Source organism: Ignavibacteriales bacterium, from assembly GCA_016700155.1.
Taxonomy (GTDB): Bacteria; Bacteroidota; Ignavibacteria; order Ignavibacteriales; family Ignavibacteriaceae.
Genome location: CP065001.1, coordinates 2,170,173 through 2,195,509, shown reverse-complemented (window position 1 = coordinate 2,195,509; position 25,337 = coordinate 2,170,173). Strand labels below are relative to the sequence as shown.

Sequence of the window (25,337 nt, the reverse complement as noted above, 5' to 3'; positions counted from 1 at the left end):
AATTTAGCAGGCAATAATTCTACTCACGGCAATTAAATAAGGATCAGGATGTCCCTCATTGCAGAAAAACTTTCGGTTAAAATTGATGAATGGCGAAAAGAAGTCAGCTCATTGGTAAAGAATAACGGCGAAACAAAACTTTCAGATGTAACAATCAGCCAGGCTTACGGAGGTATGCGTGATGTGCGTGCTTTGATATGCGATACTTCGCGTGTTCCAAAAGAAGTCGGTTTAATAATAAGAGGAATTCCTCTTTCAGAACTTGAAGAAAAAACACCTGAAGAAGTTTACTATTTATTAATGACAGGTGAACTTCCCGGACAAAAAGAACTTGAAGATTTCAGCAGTGAAATAAAGAAAAGAAAATCTGTCCCTGATTATGTGTGGAATATTTTAAAAGCAATGCCTGCTGATTCTCATCCGATGACAATGCTTGATACGGCGATACTTGTACTACAGAAAGAATCCGTTTTTGCAAAAGAGTACGACAAAGGTTTGCGAAAGGAAGATTACTGGAAACCAACTCTTGAAGACTCGCTTAACCTTGTAGCGAAAATTCCTGCAATTGCCGCTGCTGTTTACCGCATCCGTTTTAACAAAGGTGAATTGATAAAAGCCGATCCATCACTCGATCTTACAGGTGATTATGTTCATATGCTTGGATTGGATAAAAAGGGAAATGAGTTTTATGATCTGATGCGTTATTATCTTGTTGCACACAGCGATCACGAAGGCGGCAATGTAAGCGCGCTTACAACGCAGACAATTAATTCAGCATTGTCGGATGTTTACTATTCTCTGTCAGGCGGATTTAACGGGCTTGCAGGACCGTTGCACGGACTCGCAAACCAGGAAGCATTAAAATGGATTGAAGAAATAATGAACCGCTTCGGTGGAGTTCCTACACACGAACAATTAAAAGACCTTGTGTGGGAAACACTCGATGCTGGCAAAGTAATCCCCGGTTATGGTCATGCAGTATTAAGAGTTACTGATCCAAGATTTGAAGGTTTTTTGAAATTCGGGAAGAAGCACATTCCTGAAGACCCCATATTCAAAACAGTCGCAAGACTTTATGAAGTTGTTCCGGTTGAATTGAAAAAAATATCGAAGATCAAAAATCCGTGGCCTAATGTTGACGCGGCTTCCGGTTCACTGCTCAGTTATTATGGATTGAAAGAATATTCATACTATACCGTGGTATTTGCAGTTTCAAGGAGTCTTGGTTTAACAGCGCAGGCAGTTGTAAACCGCGCTTTAATGAATCCGCTTATTCGTCCAAAGTCTGTTACTACCGAGTATGTTAGGAATTTGGTGAATTCATAGACAAAGATAATTGAGATGATATGATTACTCAAAAAGAGATCGATCTACTGTGGTATGATTCCCAAAATGTTCCGGGCGCAGTTTATAAATTAAATGATTCAGCTCTTATAAATTCTGGTGAACATAGAGGTGAGTATGCAGCCGTAATATCACTAGTTCAACTTTCCCCTGAACCTGAATATCTGGTGGAACTTGGAACTGATGGGAGTGATTTAATTATTAAAGAAAGCGATCTTAGCCCACTCGAATAGATAAACTGATTGAATTCTATCCTTGGATTCATTCAGTTCCAGTCTAAACCTGGTTGGATTCTTTAATATCATTTTAAGTAAAAGCATAAAATAAATTTTCAAGTACAGTAGTCCCACCTTCATTATGAAAACAATTTCCACTCGTTGCTATAATTTTTTTTCATTTCCTCTCACTTTTTCCTTCAATTAAATTGTAAATCGCCTTGACTTATTCTATATTTGAAGGCAAAAAAAACAAGATGTCCTCAAGAAAAAAAGTTAAACTCATATTCGTTACCGGCGGAGTTGTTTCATCACTTGGCAAGGGAATAACAGCCTCTTCATTAGGTCTCCTCTTAAAACAGCGCGGTTTCAAAGTTACCATCCAAAAATTTGATCCTTACATAAATGTTGATCCCGGAACAATGAGTCCGTTCCAGCATGGTGAGGTTTACGTAACCGATGACGGCGCGGAAACCGATCTTGACCTCGGTCATTATGAACGTTTCCTTGATGTGAACATGACCCGTGCTAACAACACAACCACAGGTCAGGTTTATAATGAAGTAATTACAAAAGAGCGGAGAGGTGATTACCTCGGCGCAACTGTCCAGGTAATTCCACACATCACTGATGAAATAAAACAAAGGATGACCAAGCTTTGTGAACTCGGTGAATACGATATAATAATCACTGAAATAGGCGGAACTGTTGGTGATATTGAAAGTCTTCCTTTCCTTGAAGCAATGAGACAATTAATGCTTCAGCTTGGAAGAGTGAATACGATGAATATTCATGTCACACTTGTGCCTTACATAAGTTCTGCGGGTGAAGTGAAAACAAAACCTACCCAGCACAGTGTAAAAAATTTATTGGAACTCGGTATTCAACCGGATGTTCTTATTTGCAGATCAGAAAAGAAATTGTCTAAAGATATTCGTGATAAGATAGGATTGTTTTGTAATGTTGATACAAGCGCGGTTATTTCTGCTTACGACTGTTCTTCAATTTATGAAGTTCCTTTGATGCTTTATAAAGAAAAGCTTGATCAATTCGTTATGAAAAAACTCCATCTTTCTGACAAAAAAATAAAACTTGACGATTGGGAAAATCTTGTTGAAGGAATAAAAAAACCCGAGACATCTGTTGAGATTGCAGTCTGCGGAAAATACATTGAACACATGGATGCCTATAAAAGTATTATGGAATCATTTGTTCACGCAGGCGCGGAGAATAATGCAAAAGTCGTGATCAGACCCATAAATGCTGAACGGCTTGAGAATGAAGATATTGAAACACTGTTGAAAGGCGTAAGCGGCATACTTGTGCCCGGCGGATTCGGTGAACGTGGTATTGAAGGAAAGATAAAAGCAATCCGCTATGCGAGAGAAAATAAAATTCCTTTCTTCGGTATTTGTCTCGGACTTCAGTTAGCCGTGATTGAGTTTGCCCGTAACGTTTGTAAAATATCGCAGGCAAACAGTCACGAGTTCAAAACCAATAAATACAGTGTAATTGATCTAATGCCCGACCAGAAAAATATCAAGAACATGGGCGCAACCATGCGGCTTGGTGCTTATCCCTGTATCGTTGTTGAGAATACACACGCAATGAAAGCTTATAAAGTCGGACTTATTTCCGAGCGGCACAGGCATCGTTACGAAGTAAACAATAAATACCGTGCAACACTTATGGATCATGGAATGATGTTCAGCGGACTTTCACCCGACAGGCAGCTTATTGAAATTGTTGAACTGCCGGAACATCCATGGTTTCTCGGCTGCCAGTTCCACCCTGAATTAAAGTCCAGAGCGACAAAAGCTCATCCGCTATTCAGAGAATTTGTAAAAGCTTCACTAAAGTATTCTGCCGAAGAGAAAAATAGTTGATGACAAATATTTTTCATTTGTCTTTTAGCTCGGTTGTTTCCAGGAAATTTCAATTTTTATCCAGGTATATGAAATTACATTCACTAACACTTCTCATTCTTGTTTTACTTATCGCATTTACAAATAATGAAACAGCGGCACAACGGGATATTAACAGCACTGTTAAAAGGGGATTAGAGCTTGCTTACCAGTTTAATTGGGATGATGCAGAAAAAGTTTTTAAAGGATTAATTTCAAAGTATCCTGAAAGACCCGAACCATACCACTACTATTCGGGAATATTTTTATGGTATTTCCTCAGTAGTAATGACGAAACTGATCTGGATAGTTTTACTGATTACTCTGACCTGGCAATTGAAAAAGGAAAAGAATTACTTGACGAAAATCCGGAAGACATAAATCTGATTTACATTCTCGGTGCTAACTATAACTACAGAGCAATTGCATTTGCGCGCGCGGAGAATTACCTGGATGCGATCTGGGCGAGTAAAAAATCTGAATCGTACCTTAGAGAAGTACTAAGCAAAGATCCTGAAAATGCTGACGCATACCTTGGACTTGGTTTATATAGTTTCTCTGTATCGCAGGTTCCCTCAGCATTTAGCTGGGCTTTGGACCTTGCCGGAATAAAAGGAAGTATTGAGGAAGGATTAGATAACATACGCAAAGCTGCTGAGCATGGAGAATTTTCGAAAGTTGAAGCACAATATTATTTGTCACAGATATTATCCGGTGTTGTTTTTGATTTTGAAGAAGCTTCTGTCAACTTAACGAAATTGTCAAAACGGTATCCTGAAAATTTAGTTTTCAATTATTCGCTTGCTGTTATTGATATTAAAAACAGGAAGCTGGATGCGGCGGAAAAAATTTTAATCCCGATTGTAAAATCAAATGAAAATAAATTCAGGAAAGTAATAGCCTTTTCTAATTTTCTATTGGGCGATGTCAGTTATAAAAAGAATCAGTTTGATAAAGCAATCAGTTACTATGAAAATTTTTTAAAATTGACTCCGGATAAAGACTATACGGCAATAGCTTCATTCAGACTCGGGGTATGTTATGAATTTTCAAATGAGAGAGAAAAAGCCGTTGAAAATTTTTCCAACTGCGGAAACGGAAATATGGATCTTGAAGATGATGTTTATGCAAAAAGAAAAGGAAGTGTTTATCAGAAGAGAACTATTGCGGAATCAGAATCTTCCCTGATCAGGTTTGCAAATATGATCGATAACAACAAACATAAAGCAGCGCTTGATTCACTTTCACAATTATTAAAATCAGTAAAGACTGAAAAACTTAAATCCGAGATTTATTTCTATATGAGCGAAGCTGCATATCTTGCAGGTAAATATTCTGAATCTGCTTTGTACGCCGAAAGTTCAATCAGTTCAAATCATTCTGAAGAAAGATGGCTGAATCCATTTTCACATTACAATGCAGCGCGGGCTTATCATCACATGAATCAGCCGGTTAAACGTGATGATCATCTTGGACTTGCCGAAGATAATAATGATTTTGATTATCAGAGTGTGTTAAAGAACCTGGTTTACGTTCTCAGGCGTGAAAGTAAAAATTTATAAAAAGATACGTTTAATTGACAATATTTTGCTATTTAACTAATTTGAATCACCTTTAAGGTAGATTTGTTTTGAATATTGCTGTGTTTGTTTCAGGTCGTGGTTCTAATCTTCAGGCTATTTTAAATTCCCAGGATTTACAAAATATAGTTGAAGTAAAAGCGGTTATCAGTAATAAACTTGATTGCGCGGCTTTTGAAATTGCAGGTAAATATTCTATCCCGGTTTTCAGTGTGGGTGATTCTGAAAAAAAAATCAGTTTCACTAAACTCGCTGCAAGGTTAATGGATATGAAAACCGATCTGATAGTTCTTGCAGGTTTCCTGAAACTATTACCGGTTGAATTTATCAATGATTTCAGAAACAAGATCATCAATATTCATCCGGCGCTTCTCCCATCCTTTGGTGGCGAAGGAATGTATGGAATAAATGTTCATAAAGCAGTATTTGAATCATCGGTTAAAGTATCAGGCGCTACTGTTCATTTCGTTGATGAGAAGTTCGATAATGGAATGATCATTGCTCAAAGTTGTGTTGATATAAGTATGGCTGAATCACCGGAAGAGATTGCAGACAAAGTATTGGAGATTGAACATAAACTGCTTCCAAAGGTAATTGAAAAATTCGCGCTCGGTAAAGTTGATATTACAGGCAGCCGGGTAATTGTTCGTTAGTATAATTTCTTAAACTGGATATTGAATTGAAAAAAATTGCTCTTATAAGTGTATCGGATAAAACCGGAATTGAAAATCTCGCCAGGGAACTTACCAGACTTAATTATGATATAGCCGCAACAGGCAACACTGCCAAACTTATTGCTTCATCAGGAATAAATGTTACTGAGGTTAGTTCTGTTACAGGATTTCCTGAAGTGTTTGACGGCAGGGTTAAAACCCTTCATCCAAAAATTTTTGGCGGAATACTTTATAGAAGAGATAACACTTCAGACAGGACAGATGTTGAAAAACTTGAAATCCCTTCCGTTGATATTGTCATAGTGAACCTGTACCCGTTCGTAAAAACTATTCAGAACACTGATTCAACTTTAGATGAAATTATTGAGAATATTGACATCGGCGGACCAAGCCTGATCCGTGCGTCCGCAAAAAATTATAAAGATGTTTGCGTACTTACTGATCCTTCACAGTATGAAGAGTTTTTAAATGAATTGAAAAGCGGAAGCGTGAGTTTGGAAACAAGGCAAAAACTGGCGGTCGCCGCATTTTCCTACACTTCATTTTATGATACTCATATTGCCAATTATCTTGAAAAACGATTTGAAATTCAGCCAACACATTTAAGAGTAAACAAACTAGTTGAAAGAAAATTAAGGTATGGTGAAAACCCGCATCAAACAGCATTTGTTTACGGTGAGTTTGAAAAATATTTTGAAGTTTTTCATGGTAAAGAAATATCATATAACAATATTCTTGATCTTGTAAGCGCTGTTGAACTTGTTGAAGATCTTGGCAAAAATTCCTGCGCAATAATTAAACATAATAATCCTGCAGGAGCTGCAATCGGCAGTGATCCGTTTGACGCTTATTCTAAGGCACTCAAATGTGATCCGGTTTCTGCGTTCGGCGGCATTGTAGTTTTTCAGGATGAAGTGGATGTTAAACTTGCCGAGAAACTCAACGAAATTTTTCTTGAAATTGTGTGCGCTCCTTCATTCACCGATGAAGCATTAACTGTTCTGAAAAAGAAAAAAGACAGAAGATTATTAAAGCAATTAAGACAACTTGATGATAAAGAAATTTCTTTCAGGAATATTCCCGGCGGAGTAATTGCACAGGATGCCGATAAAATCAAAATCGATTTATCATCTTTAAAAATTTCAACTGATAAACAACCGACTGAAAAAGAACTTGACGATCTTGTTTTTGCATGGAAGGTTGCCAAGCATACAAAATCTAATGCTATAGTTTTTGTTAAAGATAAAACTACACTGGGAGTTGGTGCCGGACAAATGTCCAGAATCGATTCAGCTAAAATTGCATTTATGAAAGCAGAAGAACACGGACTTGATTTAAAAGGATCAGTTGCCGCATCTGATGCTTTCTTTCCGTTTGCAGATGGACTTTTGGAAATCATCAGGTGCGGTGCTACTTCGGTAATTCAGCCGGGTGGTTCAGTACGTGACAATGAAGTAATTGAAGCTGCAAATAAAAATAATATATCAATGGTTTTTACAGGTGTTAGACACTTTAAACACTAAGAGGTTTTATGGGACTTTTTGATTTCTTTTCTGCCGATATTGCAATTGACCTTGGAACGGCAAACACACTCATCTATGTGAAGAGCAAGGGCATTGTTCTGAATGAACCTTCGATAGTGGCATTTGATAAAAACACAAAACGAATTATAGCACTCGGTAATAAAGCTAAGGAGATGCAGGGAAGGGAACATAAAGAGATAAGGGTTACCCGACCAATGCGTGACGGTGTGATTGCGGATTTTGAAATTGCTGAAGGAATGATTCGCGCGTTTATAAAAAGAGTAAGAGGCGGTGCCTTCTCAAGCAGAAGAGTTGTTGTAGCTGTGCCAAGCGGTGTTACAGAAGTTGAAAAAAGAGCAGTACGTGACAGTGCAGAACATGCCGGCGCAAAAGAAGTTCATCTTATTGCGGAACCTATGGCTGCTGCAATCGGTATCGGGATTGATGTTGAAGCGGCAATTGGTAATATGATAATAGATATCGGCGGCGGTACGACTGAAATTGCTGTGATCGCGCTTTCCGGAATTGTGAATGAAGAATCAATCCGTATTGCCGGTGATGAAATGAATTATGCTATTATGCAGTACTTCAAAAAGAACCACAACATTTTAATTGGTGAAAGAACCGCAGAGGCAATCAAGTGTGAAGTCGGTTCTGCAATTCCGTTGAAGGAGGAAATAACAATCCAGGTTAAAGGTCGTGATTTAGTCGGCGGTATTCCTAAAACAACAGAAGTAAGTTCTGTTGAAATTCGTGAGGCGCTTAATGAATCTGTTGTACAGATAGTTGATGCAGTTCGTCAATCACTTGAACGCACACCTCCCGAACTTTCTGCTGATATTCTTGATCGCGGAGTTATGATAACCGGCGGCGGTGCGCTGTTAAAAGGTCTTGACGAAAGAATAAGAATGGAAACAAATCTGCCCGTTCATGTTGCAGAAGATCCTTTAACTGCGGTTGTGCGCGGTGCGGGTAAAGTAATAGATAACCTCAATCATTATTCAAAGGTTTTAATACGTAACAGAAGATATTAATGATAAGATTTATACTTGTTGTTTGGAGAAACTTTAAAGAATATATCATACTTGTACTGCTTTTAATTACCAGCCTCATTACTCTGTCCCTTAATCAAAAACCTGAAATAAAAAAAGTAAGAGCAATTGCTTTCGGTACATTTGCTTCGGTGACTTCCGTAGTTTCAAATCTTATTAATCCTGCTAAACTTCAAAGTGAAAATGATCGTCTTCTGAAAGTGAACGCAGAATTAATGCTGCAGGTAAACAGACTTCGAAATTATGGAATTCAAAATGCTGAACTAAAAGGATTGGTTGGATTAAAAGATACTTCAGATTATCCGCTGATACCTGCCACGATAGTTTCAAAATCACTTAATAAAGCGCAGAGTACTGTCACAATAAATGCAGGTTCGTCTGCGGGTGTAAAGCCAGGAATGCCGGTGATCAATGATCAGGGACTTGTGGGAATAATTTATTCTACCTCTGAAGATTTTGCGATTGCCCGAACTCTAAAAAATATTGATTTAAAGATAACGGTTAAAGATGAACGAAGCCGTGTTGACGGAGTGATGAAATGGAACGGTGAGGACCTTGTGATTATCGATGTTCCTAAAACGTATGATATCGAAACGGGTGACAGAATAATTACTTCCGAGATCAGTTCAATTGTCCCTGTTCCTCTGCCGGTTGGATTTGTAACGGGTTTGAGTAAAGTTGAAACTGGAATCTTTAACGAGGTAAAAATAAAACCGTTTGTCGACTTTGTTAAAGTTGAAAACGTATTTGTACTTGGTATTGTACAAAGCAAACAGAAAAATGATCTTGAACTGAATTTTTTTAATACGGAAAAATAAATGCGTTCAGATTATTTTATATCACTGCTGATTTTTTTCCCTGTACTCGTAATTCAAACTACTATCGTTCCCCTTATTTCATTATCAGGTGTGGTACCTGATCTCATTCTTATTGTTCTCGTTTATTACTCGATTCGTAATGGTCAGATTTACGGTGCTGTTGCGGGATTTGTATTCGGACTTTTTTTCGATTTGATTACAGGAAGTTTGTTAGGAAGCGCAATGCTGTCAAAAACTTTTGTAGGTTTTATCGCAGGATATTTTTCGAATGAGAATAAGAGAGAAATATATCTGCATTCCTATCCGTTTATACTTATTGTATTATTATGCTCAATAATTGATTCAATAGTTTATGCATTTTTTTCTGACACAGATTTTAACAGAAATGTTTTACTGCTTTTCTTTGAACAGGGAATGCTTCCCGGGTTGTTTACAGCCGTCGTAAGTTTATTAGTTATGATCTTTGCCCCCAAAAGGAGATTTGGTTGAGTACAGGTGTAGGTTCATCTGAAAGGAGAACGATAATTTATTTTATCCTGGTTGGAATTTTTCTGGTCATGTTATTCAGATTATTCCAGATGCAAATTCTTCAGCAACAGGAATATGATACTAAATCCGCTGACAATAGTATCAAAGCCATCGAACAAACTCCGTTGCGCGGAGTTTTCTATGACAGAAACCTTGAAGTGATTGTCAGTAATGTACCTGCGTATACACTCCGTATAACTCCCGCAAACTATGATGCCAGATTAAACAGGATACTTGAAACTGTTCTTGAGGTCGATTCCGGGTATATCAGCAGGATACTGATCAACAACAGGATTTATTCAAAATATATACCCATAAGAATTAAAAGAGGAATTGATTTTAAAGTAGTTTCCTGGCTCGAAGAAAATTCTGAACATCTTCCTGGTGTGGATTATATAGTTGAAATGCAAAGAGGATATCCTTCAGGAATAGTTGGTTCACATATGTTCGGATACTCAAAAGAAATTTCTTCTTCACAACTTGAAAAAGAGAAAGACTACTACATACCCGGCGACTATGTCGGTTATAACGGCATTGAAAAAACTTATGAAAAAGTTTTGAGGGGAGAAAAAGGTTTCAACTATATTCTTGTTGATTCCAAGCGAAAGGAAATAGGAAAATTTAAGGAAGGTATTGAGGACAAAACATCTATTAAAGGTCACGATCTTGTTTTATCAATCGATGCAGATGTACAGCGTGTAGCTGAGGAGGAATTCAAAGGTAAGCGCGGTGCTGTCGTTGCAATTGAACCAACAACAGGTGAAATTCTTGCGTTACTTAGCGCTCCCGATTATGATCTCAATCAGTTTTCTTACGTAACCTCAAAAGAGTTTTTGGATCAGCTTTATAAAGATCCGAACAAACCTTCATTCAACCGTGCAACAATGTCTTTAAAACCGCCCGGCTCGACTTATAAGATACTTGCCGCAATAGCAGCTCTTGATATGGGTGTAATCACACCATCGACAACATATTTTTGCGGCGGAGGATTTACTTTCGGCAGGTTTTTCAAATGTCATGGTTCTCACGGATCTGTTAATGTAATTCACGCTATAGAAAAATCTTGTAATACTTTTTTCTACAGTCTCATTTATAAAATCGGTTTAGATAAATTTAAAGAGTACAGTGAACGTTTCGGCTTTAACTCGAAAACAGGTATTGACATTGGCGAGGAATCTGCTGGCATGATTCCCGATACAAAATATTATGAAAAAATTTATGGTGAGAACTGGCCGAGAAGTATAATGGCGAGTTTGGGGATCGGTCAGGGAGAAGTTAGTGTAACTCCGCTTCAACTTGCGCACTACGTCGCACTGATAGCAAACAATGGAAAAGGTCATGTTCCACATCTGGTAAAAGGTTATCTCGATGACAACACAAAAGAAGTTGTTCCTTTAAAATTTAAAGAGGTGGATACAAAAATAAACCAGAGAGTATTCGACATCGTTAAAGAAGGAATGTTTCTTGTTGTAAATGGCGCCGGAACAGCTACACATATAAAAATGCCTGACGTACATGTCGCTGGTAAAACGGGAACGGCTCAAAATCCTCACGGAAAGGATCACGCTTTATTTATCGGCTTTGCGCCTTATGAAAATCCAAAGATCGCTCTTGCTATTGTAGTTGAGAATGTCGGATTCGGCGGGACTCACGCGGCTCCCATCGCAAAAAAAATGATAGAGGCTTTTCTGAACAAAAAAAATAAAACGAAGATAATTAATCCAGAGACTAAGATAATAGGTGCCCGGATTGAGAATTGATTATAAACTGAATGACAGGCTTGATCTTGGACTATTATTTTCGGCACTTGCATTAGTGTCTATCGGGTTGGTTGCGATTTACAGTGCTACAATAAATCATCCTACTGCCGGCGGAAATTTTAGTAAGCAGCTTGTACTTGGCGGAGTCGGTCTGATAATTTTTTTCATTGTTTATTCTATTCCTACAAACTCATTCAAAGTTATTTCAATACCTACTTATGCATTTTCATTATTTCTACTGGCAGTTGTATTGGTTGCCGGAAGAAAAGTTTCAGGAGCAAAAAGCTGGCTGGATCTTGGTCCGTTTGGTTTTCAACCATCAGAGTTTGCAAAGATTGCAACTATACTGGCGCTAGCTTCATTTTTAAGCCGGCGGAATACGGATATCGAATCATTTAAAGATATTCTTATTGCACTGATGATTGGGTTTATTCCTGTTGGGTTGATACTTCTTGAACCTGATATGGGAAGTTCATTTGTTTTCTTCGGGGTGATACTTACAATGATATTCTGGAAGGGAATAAGTCTGTTCGGATTATTTGTTGTTCTCTCTCCGGCATTTGTCGCTCTATCAGCGTTGTTTGGATTATATTATTTTCTCGGCGCAATATTTCTCGTCACAGTTACACTACTGATATTTAAAAAAGATATTTTTTTCAGCGGATCAATACTAGCATTAAATATCGGCGCTGGATTTTTTGCCGATTATGTATACCGACTTTTAAGTCCTCATCAGCAGAAAAGAATTCAATCGTTCATCGATCCAATGGCTGATCCTCTCGGCTCGGGATACAATTCGATCCAGGCAAAAGTAGCTATCGGCTCCGGCGGGTTCTGGGGTAAAGGATTTTTATCCGGTAACCAAACGCAGCTTCAGTTTATTCCTGAACAGTGGACGGATTTTATTTATTGTGTGATTGGCGAGGAGTTTGGTTTTATAGGTGCGGCATTAACACTGATTCTCTTTCTGTATCTATTTCTAAAAATTCTTAAAATATCTTCTTACACAAAAGATGAATTTTTAAGTCTCGTAATAGTCGGTATTCTGTCGGTGTACACAATTCACTTTTTAATAAATATAGGTATGGCAGTCGGTATTATGCCGGTGATAGGAATCCCGCTGCCTTTCGTTAGTTACGGCGGAACATCGCTCATAATAAATTTGTTTATGCTTGGTATAGTTGCGAACGTTTACCGGACACGAAAAAACTATACATGATATTTTCATCTTTCCGAACTTACCTTTCATTATCCCGGTAGTTTGAATTCGCTTTTTAAAAAGATATATTAGCACCGAATTAAGTTATAATTACTAAACAGGTCATCAACTTAATCCATTTCAGAGGAGACAAAACTTTATAATCAGGTTTCTTTCACAAATAAGCGGTGCACTTAATAATGTGTATTAAGTGAGTTATAAACTTTTATTAAATCAAAAATATCATGACTGCAAAAGAAAAACTTCAATCGAAAAATGCCGAAGGAAAATTCATCTGTGTCGGACTTGATTCTGATATTGAAAAAATACCTGAACATCTGAAACAACTTGATAATCCCTTACTTGAATTTAATAAGAGTATAATAGACTCAACCCGTGAACACGCCGCAGCGTATAAATTAAATTTTGCCTTCTATGAAAGAGATGGCGCCAAAGGATTTGAAAATCTTTATCAGACAATAAAACATATTCCGGAAGACATTCTGATTATTGGCGATGCAAAAAGAGGTGACATCGGCAATACATCACAAATGTATGCAAAGTCGTCATTTGAATATTTCGGGTGCGATGCATGTACAGTAAATCCATATATGGGAGAGGATTCTGTTGCGCCATTTGCTTCATTCCCGGATAAACTTGTGTTCGTACTTTCGCTAACATCAAATCCCTCTTCAGCAGAATTTGAAAAACAAAAACTTTATGACGGAACAATGCTGTTCCAAAAGGTTATTCAACGGATACATAAATGGGGAAATACTGATAGCTACGGTGTTGTTTTCGGAGCTACAAATTCCAAAGAGTTAAAGGATAATATCGGTATTCTCAAACAACTTCCGCTGTTGATTCCAGGTATCGGCACACAAGGCGGCAGCCTCGAAGACATCGTGAAGATATTAAGGTTTACTGAATATCCGAATTACTTATTGAATATCAGCCGGTCACTCATTTATAAAGATAGTTCTGAAAATTTTGCTGGTGCTGTTACTGAAGAAATAATACAGTTGAACAGAACGATTGACAGGATTATGAGAAGTTAATTTAAATTTACTCTTAAGATTATATTTGTTAATTTTGGTCAGGATAAATTAACATTTCTTATGAGGAAGGAATGTGAGTACAATTTCAAAAATCATTTCCGGACAGGCAGCAAAAAAAAATAATTACCCGGAGTGGAATATCCTTTCACAGAATTCAGTAGCATTTTTTTTCAAGTCGACAAACACCGGGCATCTTCCAATCACACAATCAATGCCCGTTATTTTTGTTAGTAAATAGTTTAACAGCGGGGAAGCAGTGGAAAAGAAAATAAAAGTTCTTGAGAAATTTCTTCACGAAATATGGAAAGAGCAGAATTTCCATTCCAGCCTGGTTTCGCATGACGGTGAGCAGATTAAAATACTCGATGCCGGTACAGAGAACATCGAACTGGGCGGACCTGATTTCAGGAATGCAAGAATTCAGATAGGGAACATCACTTATACCGGCGATGTTGAAATTGACAGCTTTCATTCCGATTGGAAAAAACATGGGCATTTTCTGAACAAGCGGTATAATAAAGTTATTCTTCACGCGGCACTCCTTAATGATTCAAACCATAATTTTGTTTACACCCAGGATGGACGAAAAGTAGAATCAGTCGCGTTTGAGTCTTTACTGAAAAATGATTTGAAGAGCCACCTGCACAATGCAATTACGGCTGAAAGAAAGAACAGGATTAATAAGATGCCGTGCGTCGAGTTAAATAACCTGGTTACTGAAAAAGATAAAATAGATTTCCTCTTTAATCTCGGTATTGAAAGGTTCAAAATTAAAAAGGAAAGAATGCTTCAGCGGCTGAAAGAAATAATTTATCTCAATGAACTTAAACTGAAAGAACCCGTAGTCAGGTACAGTCTTGGGGAAGATTTTTATAACCGGAATTTTACTCAAAAAGATTTTGGTGATCAGGCAGTCTGGCATCAGCTGATCTATGAATCCATATTTGAAGCACTGGGTTATTCAAAAAATAAAGAGATAATGCACAAGCTTGCCAAAGCTGTGGAAATAGAATTTATACTTAAGAATATTCCTGTAAAGGATTTTAATATTGAAGTTGAATCTTTACTTCTGCACGCTGGGGGTTTACTTCCTGCAAAACTTAATGACGCAGATGATGATACAATCGATTACCTGAGGTCAGTTCAGGAGGCGTGGAATAATTTGAAGGAAAAATATGATGGTGTGAGGTTCTCTGAAGAACAATGGCATTTCTTTAAGTTAAGACCTCAAAACTTTCCTACCATAAGATTAGCCGGGGGAGTCAGACTTCTTCACAGGCTGCTCAAAGAAAACCTGGTCATAAAGATTTTAAACCAGTTTAAGAATATCAATAATCCAAATAAACTAACCCGCGAACTAAGAAACCTGATGGTAGTAAATGCAGACGGCTACTGGAAACAGCATTATATCTTTAATAAAAAAATAGACTATGATATTAAATATTTTGTAGGGGTTTCCCGTGCCGATGAAATTATCATCAATGTGATTTTGCCTGTCATTGCCATGTATTTTGATATGTTCGGAAAAAAAGAATTATCTCACCGTGTGATGAAGTTATATCTTAACTATTATCAGAACAGTGAAAATAATCTTGTAAATGAAGTATCATCTACACTGCATCTGAATGATGCCTGGAAAAGAAGTGTCTTATACCAGGGTTTGATTGAACTTTTCAGGAGTTACTGTTCGCGGGAAAAATGTCTTGAGTGCAGGATAGGAGAAAAGATCTTTAACTGAAATTGTCAGTTGTTGCTTGTTAGTTTTTGAATATCATCTCTAATTTTTGCCGCTCTTTCATATTCTTCGGCATTTATAGCTTCCCTCAATTTATTCTGTAATGCAGCAAGTTTAGCTTCCTTGGTTTTAGGGACAGGTTCTTTTTCAACATTATTTACTTCCTTGTCAAGGAATTCTTTTTCACTGTCTTCAGCAGGAATGAATGCCGCAGTATCCATAACTGATTCAGCTACATAAATGGGTGCATGAGTCCGGACAGCAATTGCAATAGCATCGCTGGGTCTTGCATCAATTTCATTTGTCATTGAAGAAACATCAAGAATGATTTTGGCGAAGAAAGTATTCTCTCTCAATTCGTCAACGACAACTTCCAAAACGTTAGCACCAAGATTATCAATAATATTTCGTATGAGGTCATGTGTTAATGGTCTCGGCGGACGGATTCCCTCCAGTTCAAGGGCTATTGCCTGAGCTTCAAACGCGCCGATAATAATGGGCAGTCTTCTTGAGCCGTCACTCTCCTTAAGCAGAATAGCGTATGCACCGCCTGTTGATGGACTTGTTGACAACCCTAATATTTCACACTGGATCTTATGCAATAGTTTTCCTTTTTATGCTTTCAGCTTTCTTACTTCTTCAGTAAATGCAGGAAGTATTTCAAAAATATCTCCGGCAATTCCATAGTCGGCAATATTAAAAATCGGTGAATCTTTATCCTTGTTAATTGCTACAATATATTTTGCTGATGACATACCGGCAAGGTGCTGAATCGCACCTGAAATTCCGCAGGCAACATAAAGTGATGGTGATACAGTTTTTCCTGTCTGACCGACCTGTTCGCGATGAGGACGCCAGCCTGCATCAACAACTGCTCTTGAAGCTCCCACTGCAGCTCCTAATGCATCAGCGAGTTCTTCAATCAAATGAAAATTTTCGGGACCTTTCATTCCTCTGCCGCCGGAAACAATAATGTCAGCTTCCGCAACATCAAGTTTGCCTTCAGATTTTTTTGATTCTGTTACTCTGTTGGTAAGGTTCGGATTGTCAACATTTCTAATTTCAATTTCTGTTGATGAATCTGAACTAACCGGCTTGAAAACGTTTGGCCGCAGAGTAAAGACTTTTACATCGCTGTTGAATTTGACATCCATCAATGCTTTGCCGGCGTAAACTGGTCGAGTTAAAGTAATGGTGTTATCATTTATTGTGAAGTCAATTATATCCATGATTATGCCCGCATTTAGATTTACACTTACTAATGGAGCAAGATCTTTACCGAGTGAGCTATTAGGAAATATGACATACTCAGCACCGGTTTCTTTCGCATAACCTGATACAATGTTTTTATACGCACTTGATGAGTAATTAATAAGATCTGAATTCTTGAAATGAACTATTTTGTTCAGACCATAGGATTGAATTGTATTGATATTTTCAATCTCTCCGCCTATCACAACAGCTTCTGTTTCATAACCTAAAGCTGAAGCAATTGAATGAGCAACTGTTGCAGTTTCATACGAAGTTTTTTTAAGCTTGTTCTCTCTTTGTTCAATAAAGATCAGGATTTTTTTCGGCATTATTTTAATTTCCTTTAAATGACTTTTGCTTCTTCCCTTAACAATCTTACTAATTCCGGAACAGCTGATTTATCAGTTCCTATTATTCTTCCCGGATTTTTAGGTGAAGGCAATCTTAGTTTCAGTATTTCAGTTTTGTTTTGAATGTCTGTGAGAACTTTTTCCTCTATGACTTTCTTTTTTGCCGCCATTATACCTTTCAAAGAAGCATAACGCGGTTCATTCAACCCTTTCTGTGCTGTAATCACAGCCGGTAATTCAGTGGAGATTACTTCTCTGCCGCCTTCTATTTCTCTTTCTGCAGTAATTTTATTTCCATCAATATTTAATAGAACGACAACCGATATACAATTATAACCAAGCATTTCTGCAGTAAGCTGACCGGTGATTGAATTATCAAAATCAACAGACTGTTTGCCGAATAAAATTAAATCATAGCCACCGGATTTTAATTCACCGGATAATGCACTTGCCACGAAATATGAATCAGTTTCCACATCTGTTTTAAGAAGTATACCTTTATCAACTCCCATCGCCAGAGCTTTACGAATTGTTTCTTTATTAGCATCATTTCCAACACTGACAGCAGTGACTTCGGAATCTCCGCCAAACTTTTCTTTCAGTTTTAATGCTTCTTCAACCGCAAACTCATCGTAGGGATTAATTATATAAGTAACTCCTGCCGGGTCGATTATTTTCTCGGCAGAACCAATTTTTATCTTAGTAGCAGTGTCGGGTACATGGCTCACACATACTGCTATTTTCATTCAGCCTCCGTTTAATACTCTGATTTTTGATAAAAAAATATAAACATACACTGCTATAAAAACAAACTAAGCCGATTTGGATTTGACAATAAAGAATTTCATCAGCATCAGGTTTCTTTATTGAGAACACGTTTGTGTCTTTTAAGTTCAGCCTCAATTGTTTATTTTTGCACTATGCAAAAAAGAATTGATGAAAAACCTGAAATTGATATTCTCGTTGATGAAGAAACTACGATTGATGTATTAAGCCGTGTAGTATTATACAATGATGACTGGCATACTTTTGATGAAGTAATTATTCAGCTAATTAAAGCAATAAGCTGTACATTTGAAACTGCAAGAAGTCATGCATTTGAAGTGCACGTTAAAGGCAAATCGATTGTTTTTAACGGCTCGCTTAAAGACTGCCTCAGAGTTTCTACAGTTCTTGAGGAAATAGCACTGAATACTCAGATAATTACCTGAACCCCCTTGGGGTCAGGGACTTTCCTTTAAAGCAAGTAATTCACCAATAAAAATTTGAAAGGACTTTGTGAAAAAAGTTAGAGAAGATATAAGGAATATTGCGATCATAGCACACGTTGACCACGGTAAAACAACTCTTGTTGATCATATGCTTAACCAGACTGGCGCGTTCAGAGCAAACCAGCAGGTTGAAAAAAGAATTATGGATTCAAACGCACTTGAAAAGGAGAGAGGTATAACTATCCTGGCAAAAAATCTCAGCATAAGTTATAACGATGTTAAAATTAATATTATTGATACTCCCGGTCATGCGGATTTTGGCGGCGAAGTTGAAAGAACACTAAGAATGGTTGATGGTGTTTTGCTTCTTGTAGACGCGGCCGAAGGTCCGTTACCGCAAACGAAATTTGTGTTAAAAAAATCTTTGGAATTAAATCTTAAACCAATCGTAGTTATTAACAAGATTGACAGAAAAGATGCACGCCCTAATGAAGTTCTTGATGAAGTTTTTGATCTTTTTGTTTCATTAGGCGCGACTGAGGAACAACTTGATTTTCCTTTCGTTTATGCAATTGCAAAACAGGGTATTGCTAAAATTAATCTCGATGATAACGGCGTAAATCTAACTCCGCTTTTTGAAACCATTATTAAAAATGTACCGGCTCCGGAGGCAAATCTTGAAGAGGAATTTCAAATGTTGATTTCAGCAATTGACTACAATGATTACCTCGGCAGGATAGGAATCGGAAGAATTCATTCAGGCAAGATCAACCTCGGAGAGAATATTGTACTTATCACGAGAGAAGGTGAAAAGATAAATGCTAAGGTTACAAAAATTTATACCTTCGAAAATATTAAACGTATTGAAGCAGAATCACTCACAGCCGGTGACATTGGAGCAATAGCCGGACTGGAGGATGTTGATATCGGTGATACAGTTGCCAGCCCCAGAAAGCCTGAAGGACTGCCTTTTGTTACCATTGATGAACCGACAATAACTATGAACTTCATGGTTAACAATTCACCGTTTGCAGGGCAGGAAGGTAAATATGTAACTACAAGGAATATAAGTGAGAGGCTTTCGAGAGAATTAAAATCAAACGTAAGTCTTACAGTTGAAATGACAGAAAGTCCCGACGTTTTTAAAGTCAGTGGAAGAGGTGAACTGCATTTAGCAATACTGATTGAAAATATGCGGCGTGAAGGCTATGAACTTCAACTGAGTAAGCCGCAGGTGATAATGAAAAGAATTCACGATGTTCTTTCTGAACCGGTAGAACATGTTATAATAGATGTACCTGAGGAGTTTGTCGGAATTGTAATTGAAAAACTTGGCAAACGAAAAGGTGAAATGAAAAATATGATCACCTTTAATGACAATACCCGTATTGAATTTATGATTCCTTCACGCGGATTGATCGGCTACAGGAATGAATTTATGACTGATACAAAAGGTACCGGAATTCTTCATCATAACTTTCATTGCTTTGAACCATTTAAAGGTGAAATAGTCAGTCGTCAGAGAGGTGCGCTTGTCGCAATGGAGAGTGGAATTGCTTCTGCTTACGCGATGTTCAAATTGCAGGAGCGGTCAATCTTTTTTATTGAACCGCAGACTAAAGTATATGAGGGAATGGTTGTTGGTGAAAATTCCAGGGCAAATGATATGCTGGTTAACGTAACTAAAACAAAACAGCTAACAAATATGCGTGCGTCCGGTGCTGATGAAGCCATAAGACTTGAACCACCAACGATATTACCACTGGAACAGGCAATTGAATGGATAACCGATGATGAATATGTTGAAGTAACCCCGGAGAATATAAGGATCAGGAAAAAGTACCTTACCGAGATGGACAAGAAGAATGCGCGACTTGCTGCAAAACAAAAAGAAGCGGCACTCCCGAGTTGACGTAATGATTCGGATTATTATTAGGCTACCTGAGCGGAACAAAGATTACAGTTGCAATAGTCATAAATTTCTTCATAACCATAGTCTATAGTAAGTTCTTCGCCGGCTGAAATATTTTTTGATGCGATAAGTACAAGATGATCTTCACTGCCATCCGTAACATCACAATTGTGGTCACAATCGTGATTGATGAATTTTATTTTATCAGTGCCGGAAGTATCAATATAATTAATTTCATTCCAGAAGATATAAACGTTACCTTCTTCTTCCCGTCTGACACATTCATCTTCAGAAATTACTTCTCCTGTAATGAACATGATCTTAGAACCTTCGGGTATAAAAACAGATGTAAATAAACCTGTTCCATGAATGGACGATTCTTTAACGTAAATATTCGTTTCTAAAGTACTGTGGATTGACACGCGATGACTCCGGATAAATATAACTTGCAGTAAATTTGTTTTGAAAATTGTGAGGGCAAAGCTAATCAAAATAATTGTAAATATAAAAATGCGTGAGTAAGTTTAACATTAAATTAATAACGGACTTCATGAAGAAAAAATTATTCCCCGTATTCATAGTGATATTCTTTTATTGTTCAGTAAGCTTCCCTCAGGTTAGTGTAAGTGTTGATTCACTTAGCTGGGGACAGGTTCTTACAAATACCTCAAACAGTATGAATCTGAAAATAAAAAATATGTCAGGACTGCCAGACACATTCGCTATATCAAACATCAACAATGTCTTCACAATGTCAGATACATTGGTTTTTCTTGACCCAAATGACAGTACTGAAATAACTGTAACTTATCATCCTGTTCAGAATGTAGTTTATAATGATATCCTGGAAATGAAGGGTCGTGAAAATTCTAACGGACTCTATTTGAATCTGTCTGGAAGCGCATTATATGGAGACAGCTATGATGCAGGTACATTTAATAAGTATGATGCACAATTGAAGAACGCTTTAACTACTCTTGTGTTCGGTCATACATCGCTGGGCTATAATCTTGCCCGTGATAAAATGTTTATGGAGATCGACAATAAAAAAGTCAACGGACAGGGTGCTCCTGTTAATACACTAGAATGTGTTTACACGGGAAGGGAAGCCGTCGGTTATACTGACAGGACCAATGCCCAGAATAATTATAACTTTAATACTGAGCACACCTGGCCTCAATCAAACTTTAATGAAGATGAACCGATGCGTTCAGATCTTTTTCATCTTTACCCGACTGATGCAAACGCCAATAATGTAAGAGCTAACTATCCCTTTGGAAATGTTGTAAGTAATGTAACCTGGGATTCAGCAGGAAGCAGGCTTGGACGAAATAGTTTGAACCAGATTGTATTTGAACCGCGTGACATTCATAAAGGAGATGTAAGCCGTTCGATGTTTTACTTTTTAATCCGTTATCCTCAGAACTACGGTAGTTTTTTTACACAGGTTCAGGAAAATGTTTTTCGCGGATGGAATGAACTTGATTCTGTTGGAACCATTGAATCCGCAAGGAATACTGCTATAGCTTCTTTTCAGATGAAAAGAAATCCGTTTATAGATCATCCTGAATTTGCCAACAGGATTTACAGTTTTGTTACGAACACGCCCCGCCCTTTATTTACAGAACTGAAGGTATTGCCGTTAGAAGTAAATTTTGATTCCACTCTCGTTGGAGATTCAACGTCGCAATTCATTTATATCGCCAATAAAGGAAATGGAATCCTGAATCTTGATAGTATTGTTCTGAGTGATGACCATTTTTCCATAAGCTACAACTTCGATGAAATCAATCCTTACTCATCAGTAAAAGTGCCAGTGTTGTTCAAACCTGATAGTTTAACTTCATACTCAGGTATTTTGAAAGTTTATGCCGGAATTCAGACATTCGAAATAAACTTAACCGGAACAGGGAAAGATAATAGTGTCGGTATTAATGAACCCATTTATTTCTCTTCGGAATTCGAACTTGAACAAAATTATCCGAACCCGTTTAACCCGGAAACAAAGATCAGGTTTTCGATCAACTCCAATAGATCGAACTCACAGGTTTTTGTAACACTTAAAATATTTGATGTGCTTGGAAAAGAAATTACAACACTTGTTAACGAGTCAAAATCTCCCGGTGTATATGAAATAAATTTCCCGGATGAAAATTTAAAGAACTCACTTCCGACAGGAATTTATTTTTATCAGCTTACAACAGCCGAAAATATTAAGACAAAAAAGATGATGCTTCTTAAATAGGGTAGAGTGAATAGCTGAAATCAAAAATTATTCAATTGGAAGACCTTCAAGTTTCATGATCTTAAGAGCGTTCGTTGTGGGACACGGACCTTGTCTTAACTTATAGTCAAACACCATTTTACCATCAATGGCATCCTCCTTAAAGTGAAAATTCCTGACAAGTTTATTTTTATTTTCTAATTTGATCAGTTCAAGATCGTGAGTGGAAATCAAACCAACTCCATTCTTCCCGGAAATTGCTTTAACATAAGATCGGCTGCCAATTAACCTTTCCACATTATTTGTTCCGCGAAAAATTTCATCAATTAAAAAGAAAAGAGGTTCATCTGTTTCAATATTCAATTCATCAAGTAGATATTTTAATCGTTTAACTTCGGCATAAAAAAAGGAAACTCCATCGGTTACAGAATCATTCACTTTAAGACTGCTGAATATCCGGAAAAGCTTTGTACTCATCCCGGTCGCATTGACAGGCGCACCTGCATAAGCAAGTGCAAGATTCACTCCGGCAGTTTTCAGAAATGTACTTTTTCCAGACATATTTGAACCGGTAATTATGGAAACTTCTCCCATTGAATTGACAGTGAAATCATTCGTCACTTTTTGACTTACAGGAATTAATGGATGCCCGATTGATTTTACACTAAAAATTTCTAGTGGGTTTTCTTCTTCACTAATAATTTTTGGAAAAGTATATCCGGGATTCAGCCAGCCAAAGTTTGACAGTGAGTTTAGTGCTTCTAATTTATACCATACATCCAGCCACTTTGGAAGCGATTCTTTTACTTCATCTTTAATGATTTCAAATCTGTATGAGAAATAAAAATCCCACGGAAACAATGCATTCAATAGTAGTTCAAAGAGCGGGTTCTTTTGAAAACTCAAAGCGTAAATAATTCTGTTTATCCTTTTAAACAATTTTGCCGGACTATGCTTGCTGTAGAACACAGAACATAATTCCTTTGCTTCGGGGCACCTGTTTAGTGGATTCACTTCTACAAACTCAAGCACTGTACTGAATCTTCCTAATTCGCTCATTAATGAATCAGCCTTTTCAAACAGACTGCTTATATATTTTAAATTAAACCAATGGATTGCCAGATAGATCAAAACTGTTATTGAAAAAAAAGCGGGTACACTAAAAAGAAGAAATGAAAGGAAGAGTATGATATTGATTGGAGCTATTACCAACAATATCTTTAATATCTTCCGGATTGAAGGAAGCGAGTTATTCTGATTTAGTTTTTCAATCAGAACATCTCCGTTCAACTTCTTTTTAGCGACAGACAAAAAAGCCAGTTGAAGTTTATCCCTGTACCTCGTCTCACTAATGAGTTCTTTAACAAGCCGCTGCCGGGAATGAATATCAGTTAAATTATTTTTATATGATGTAAGCCAGGTTGTCAACAGGGCGTGTCCCTGCTCAGATATAGTTGTATCGATTAAATGAATTAATGAGTGTTGACCGGAAATATCAAGGTCCTTTTGAAAGGGATGAAGTTCCTGAATTTGATCCTGACTATGCAGAGGAATTTTTTCCCAATCTATTTCAAGTCTGGCAAGGTTTAATTCCTTCAACCTCTGCCACAGTTTGTTACGGAGAATTCCTTTTTCAATTTTATTGTGTATACCAGTCAATATCCCAAATGATACTATGAACAGTGACAAAACTGACCAGTATAAAATGACATTATCCGTAATAACAAAGTAGATAAACAAAACCAGCGAAATGAGAAACAAAACTACTCTGATTACTGCCAGATTTTTACTCTGAGCGGTCAATCTCTTTTCACGCGCAGAAAATTTTGTTATAGATAGTTTTAAGTATTCTTTTATGCTTAACATTAAAATGTGTTGAAACTATTTACATTCAATTAAAAAATTATAAATTTCCTCAGGCAATTTTTGTTATTACGATGCAGCGAGGACAAGAATTTTTCAAACAAAATTACTGAAAAAACTATGAATGTCAGAACTGTTGATCATCCAATTCATCCTTCCAAAAAATTCCTGTATACAGCGAGCTGAATATGTATCCGTTATTACTTAACTCAGAATATAGTTTATGGCGCGGGATGCAATTATTTAGTAGCGGTAATTATTGTTTATTCTCTCAAGTGAGAAGTGAAAAAGAATTTTTCTCACTAATGAAATATGTCAGTGATTTATATGCTGAAATATTGTACATAAATGTGGTTTGGTTTTTGTTCCAAAACCGCGATTGTTGCCCGGTTTTGGAATAGTCCATTCATTTATCAAAGTTAATGAATGAAGTTCTTATAAGTATTTACAAATTAAAGTCCGGTTAAAATTCATGATTAACCGTTAATTGTTAAAATAGAAATCAGGAAAAAAATAAATATTCAAAAGTTCATTCAGGAGGAGTTATGTTAAAAAAAATGTTCTTACCTGTATTATTCAGTTTATCGATTGGCTATTTCGCATTCGCACAGGAAAAATATTCCTTCATAGGTGCAGATGCATGTGGAATGTGTCATAAAACAGAAAAACAGGGGAAGCAACTTGATATCTGGAAACAAAGTGCTCACGCTCAGGCTTTTAAAACGCTGCAAACTGATAAAGCAAATGAAATTGCAAAAGGGTTAGGGCATTTAACTCCTGCTGCTGAAACTCAGGCTTGTTTGAAATGTCACACAAGCGGTTCAGATGTTGATAAATCTTTACTCGGCGCTAAATTTAAAATGGAAGATGGTGTTCAGTGCGAAACATGCCACGGGCCCGGTTCTGCATACAAAGATATAAAGGTAATGAAAAGCAGGGAGGAATCAGTTAAAAAAGGATTAGTTGTTCATGAAAAACTGGAAAGTTTTTGTGTGACATGTCATAATTCTGAAAGCCCAACCTTCAAAGAGATAAATGTAACAGAGGCATGGGAAAAAATTAAACACGAAGTCCCGAAAACTAAATAATCAATAACGAATGCACTCACTTAACACTAAGTTTATTGTAAAATGAAAA

General features: G+C 37.1%; 23 protein-coding genes. 18 read left to right on the top strand and 5 right to left on the bottom strand.

All coding sequences use genetic code 11. From position 1 onward, the window contains the following. Positions 1 to 48 precede the first annotated feature (48 nt). The 14 genes from IPM56_09245 (at position 49) to IPM56_09180 (ending at position 15,392) form a co-directional block, all read left to right on the top strand. Complete coding sequence (locus IPM56_09245; protein QQS38098.1) at positions 49 to 1,326, top strand: citrate (Si)-synthase; 1,278 nt, start codon at positions 49 to 51, stop codon at positions 1,324 to 1,326. 20 nt (positions 1,327 to 1,346) lie between these two features. Further along, on the top strand, positions 1,347 to 1,577 hold the full coding sequence (locus tag IPM56_09240) for a hypothetical protein (GenBank protein QQS38097.1): 231 nt from the start codon (positions 1,347 to 1,349) through the stop codon (positions 1,575 to 1,577). Between the two features lie 239 nt (positions 1,578 to 1,816). Further along, positions 1,817 to 3,445 (top strand): CTP synthase, encoded by a 1,629-nt coding sequence (locus IPM56_09235; GenBank protein ID QQS38096.1) that lies wholly within the window; start codon positions 1,817 to 1,819, stop codon positions 3,443 to 3,445. A gap of 68 nt (positions 3,446 to 3,513) precedes the next feature. Further along, on the top strand, positions 3,514 to 5,025 hold the full coding sequence (locus tag IPM56_09230) for a DUF3808 domain-containing protein (GenBank protein QQS38095.1): 1,512 nt from the start codon (positions 3,514 to 3,516) through the stop codon (positions 5,023 to 5,025). A gap of 68 nt (positions 5,026 to 5,093) precedes the next feature. Beyond that, complete coding sequence (locus IPM56_09225) at positions 5,094 to 5,696, top strand: phosphoribosylglycinamide formyltransferase (GenBank protein ID QQS38094.1); 603 nt, start codon at positions 5,094 to 5,096, stop codon at positions 5,694 to 5,696. Between the two features lie 26 nt (positions 5,697 to 5,722). Then, a complete protein-coding gene (gene purH, locus IPM56_09220; protein ID QQS38093.1) occupies positions 5,723 to 7,240 on the top strand; it encodes a bifunctional phosphoribosylaminoimidazolecarboxamide formyltransferase/IMP cyclohydrolase in 1,518 nt (505 codons plus the stop codon). Positions 7,241 to 7,248: 8 nt separating this feature from the next. Continuing rightward, positions 7,249 to 8,274 (top strand): rod shape-determining protein, encoded by a 1,026-nt coding sequence (locus IPM56_09215; protein ID QQS38092.1) that lies wholly within the window; start codon positions 7,249 to 7,251, stop codon positions 8,272 to 8,274. Further along, positions 8,274 to 9,110 carry a rod shape-determining protein MreC gene (mreC, locus tag IPM56_09210; GenBank protein QQS38091.1) on the top strand — a complete coding sequence of 279 codons (837 nt, stop codon included), beginning with the start codon at positions 8,274 to 8,276 and terminating at the stop codon, positions 9,108 to 9,110. The genes IPM56_09215 and mreC overlap by 1 nt, the downstream gene beginning before the upstream one ends. Continuing rightward, entirely contained in the window at positions 9,111 to 9,599 is a 489-nt protein-coding gene (mreD, locus tag IPM56_09205; protein QQS38090.1) for a rod shape-determining protein MreD, read from the top strand. It abuts the gene before it with no gap. A 68-nt stretch (positions 9,600 to 9,667) separates the two neighbouring features. After that, complete coding sequence (gene mrdA, locus IPM56_09200; protein QQS38270.1) at positions 9,668 to 11,398, top strand: penicillin-binding protein 2; 1,731 nt, start codon at positions 9,668 to 9,670, stop codon at positions 11,396 to 11,398. Further along, positions 11,388 to 12,617: a rod shape-determining protein RodA gene (gene rodA / locus IPM56_09195; protein QQS38089.1), complete on the top strand. Its 1,230-nt coding sequence runs from the start codon at positions 11,388 to 11,390 to the stop codon at positions 12,615 to 12,617. The genes mrdA and rodA overlap by 11 nt, the downstream gene beginning before the upstream one ends. Before the next feature lie 224 nt (positions 12,618 to 12,841). Further along, on the top strand, positions 12,842 to 13,654 hold the full coding sequence (pyrF, locus tag IPM56_09190) for an orotidine-5'-phosphate decarboxylase (GenBank protein QQS38088.1): 813 nt from the start codon (positions 12,842 to 12,844) through the stop codon (positions 13,652 to 13,654). A 73-nt stretch (positions 13,655 to 13,727) separates the two neighbouring features. Then, positions 13,728 to 13,892, top strand: a complete 165-nt coding sequence (locus IPM56_09185; GenBank protein ID QQS38087.1) for a hypothetical protein — start codon at positions 13,728 to 13,730, stop codon at positions 13,890 to 13,892. Positions 13,893 to 13,910: 18 nt separating this feature from the next. Continuing rightward, entirely contained in the window at positions 13,911 to 15,392 is a 1,482-nt protein-coding gene (locus IPM56_09180) for a DUF2851 family protein (GenBank protein ID QQS38086.1), read from the top strand. Positions 15,393 to 15,397: 5 nt separating this feature from the next. Here the strand turns inward: IPM56_09180 and IPM56_09175 are convergent, their stop codons facing one another. Genes IPM56_09175 through IPM56_09165 form a run of 3 tightly spaced genes read right to left on the bottom strand, consistent with a single transcriptional unit; the run spans position 15,398 to position 17,736 of the window. Further along, the gene (locus tag IPM56_09175) at positions 15,398 to 15,991 is read right to left on the bottom strand and encodes a bifunctional nuclease family protein (GenBank protein ID QQS38085.1); all 594 of its coding nucleotides are present in this window, start codon (positions 15,989 to 15,991) and stop codon (positions 15,398 to 15,400) included. Positions 15,992 to 16,003: 12 nt separating this feature from the next. Continuing rightward, positions 16,004 to 16,969, bottom strand: coding sequence for an electron transfer flavoprotein subunit alpha/FixB family protein (locus IPM56_09170; protein ID QQS38084.1), 966 nt, complete (start codon positions 16,967 to 16,969; stop codon positions 16,004 to 16,006). A gap of 14 nt (positions 16,970 to 16,983) precedes the next feature. Further along, positions 16,984 to 17,736, bottom strand: coding sequence for an electron transfer flavoprotein subunit beta/FixA family protein (locus IPM56_09165; GenBank protein ID QQS38083.1), 753 nt, complete (start codon positions 17,734 to 17,736; stop codon positions 16,984 to 16,986). 174 nt (positions 17,737 to 17,910) lie between these two features. Between IPM56_09165 and IPM56_09160 the strand changes: the two genes are divergently transcribed. Then, a complete protein-coding gene (locus IPM56_09160) occupies positions 17,911 to 18,201 on the top strand; it encodes an ATP-dependent Clp protease adaptor ClpS (protein QQS38082.1) in 291 nt (96 codons plus the stop codon). 67 nt (positions 18,202 to 18,268) lie between these two features. After that, positions 18,269 to 20,113, top strand: a complete 1,845-nt coding sequence (typA, locus tag IPM56_09155; protein QQS38081.1) for a translational GTPase TypA — start codon at positions 18,269 to 18,271, stop codon at positions 20,111 to 20,113. Between the two features lie 20 nt (positions 20,114 to 20,133). Here typA and IPM56_09150 read toward each other — a convergent pair whose 3' ends face one another. After that, a complete protein-coding gene (locus tag IPM56_09150; GenBank protein QQS38080.1) occupies positions 20,134 to 20,535 on the bottom strand; it encodes an SET domain-containing protein-lysine N-methyltransferase in 402 nt (133 codons plus the stop codon). Positions 20,536 to 20,663: 128 nt separating this feature from the next. On the opposite strand from IPM56_09150, the gene IPM56_09145 reads away from it, so the two are divergent. Continuing rightward, positions 20,664 to 22,358 (top strand): endonuclease, encoded by a 1,695-nt coding sequence (locus IPM56_09145; protein QQS38079.1) that lies wholly within the window; start codon positions 20,664 to 20,666, stop codon positions 22,356 to 22,358. A gap of 27 nt (positions 22,359 to 22,385) precedes the next feature. On the opposite strand, the gene IPM56_09140 is transcribed toward IPM56_09145, so the two are convergent. After that, complete coding sequence (locus IPM56_09140; protein ID QQS38078.1) at positions 22,386 to 24,203, bottom strand: hypothetical protein; 1,818 nt, start codon at positions 24,201 to 24,203, stop codon at positions 22,386 to 22,388. Between the two features lie 554 nt (positions 24,204 to 24,757). Between IPM56_09140 and IPM56_09135 the strand changes: the two genes are divergently transcribed. Continuing rightward, complete coding sequence (locus IPM56_09135) at positions 24,758 to 25,288, top strand: cytochrome C554 (GenBank protein QQS38269.1); 531 nt, start codon at positions 24,758 to 24,760, stop codon at positions 25,286 to 25,288. The last annotated feature ends 49 nt before the right edge of the window (positions 25,289 to 25,337 follow it).

Excerpts from the sequence above, each read along its gene's own strand:
- IPM56_09245 (QQS38098.1), top strand. The coding sequence starts at position 49 with ATGTCCCTCATTGCAGAAAAACTTTCGGTTAAAATTGATGAATGGCGA.
- IPM56_09240 (QQS38097.1), top strand. The coding sequence starts at position 1,347 with ATGATTACTCAAAAAGAGATCGATCTACTGTGGTATGATTCCCAAAAT.
- IPM56_09235 (QQS38096.1), top strand. The coding sequence starts at position 1,817 with ATGTCCTCAAGAAAAAAAGTTAAACTCATATTCGTTACCGGCGGAGTT.
- IPM56_09230 (QQS38095.1), top strand. The coding sequence starts at position 3,514 with ATGAAATTACATTCACTAACACTTCTCATTCTTGTTTTACTTATCGCA.
- IPM56_09215 (QQS38092.1), top strand. The coding sequence starts at position 7,249 with ATGGGACTTTTTGATTTCTTTTCTGCCGATATTGCAATTGACCTTGGA.
- mreC (QQS38091.1), top strand. The coding sequence starts at position 8,274 with ATGATAAGATTTATACTTGTTGTTTGGAGAAACTTTAAAGAATATATC.
- mreD (QQS38090.1), top strand. The coding sequence starts at position 9,111 with ATGCGTTCAGATTATTTTATATCACTGCTGATTTTTTTCCCTGTACTC.
- mrdA (QQS38270.1), top strand. The coding sequence starts at position 9,668 with ATGTTATTCAGATTATTCCAGATGCAAATTCTTCAGCAACAGGAATAT.
- pyrF (QQS38088.1), top strand. The coding sequence starts at position 12,842 with ATGACTGCAAAAGAAAAACTTCAATCGAAAAATGCCGAAGGAAAATTC.
- IPM56_09170 (QQS38084.1), bottom strand. The coding sequence starts at position 16,969 with ATGCCGAAAAAAATCCTGATCTTTATTGAACAAAGAGAGAACAAGCTT.
- IPM56_09165 (QQS38083.1), bottom strand. The coding sequence starts at position 17,736 with ATGAAAATAGCAGTATGTGTGAGCCATGTACCCGACACTGCTACTAAG.
- IPM56_09160 (QQS38082.1), top strand. The coding sequence starts at position 17,911 with ATGCAAAAAAGAATTGATGAAAAACCTGAAATTGATATTCTCGTTGAT.
- IPM56_09145 (QQS38079.1), top strand. The coding sequence starts at position 20,664 with ATGAAGAAAAAATTATTCCCCGTATTCATAGTGATATTCTTTTATTGT.
- IPM56_09140 (QQS38078.1), bottom strand. The coding sequence starts at position 24,203 with ATGTTAAGCATAAAAGAATACTTAAAACTATCTATAACAAAATTTTCT.
- IPM56_09135 (QQS38269.1), top strand. The coding sequence starts at position 24,758 with ATGTTCTTACCTGTATTATTCAGTTTATCGATTGGCTATTTCGCATTC.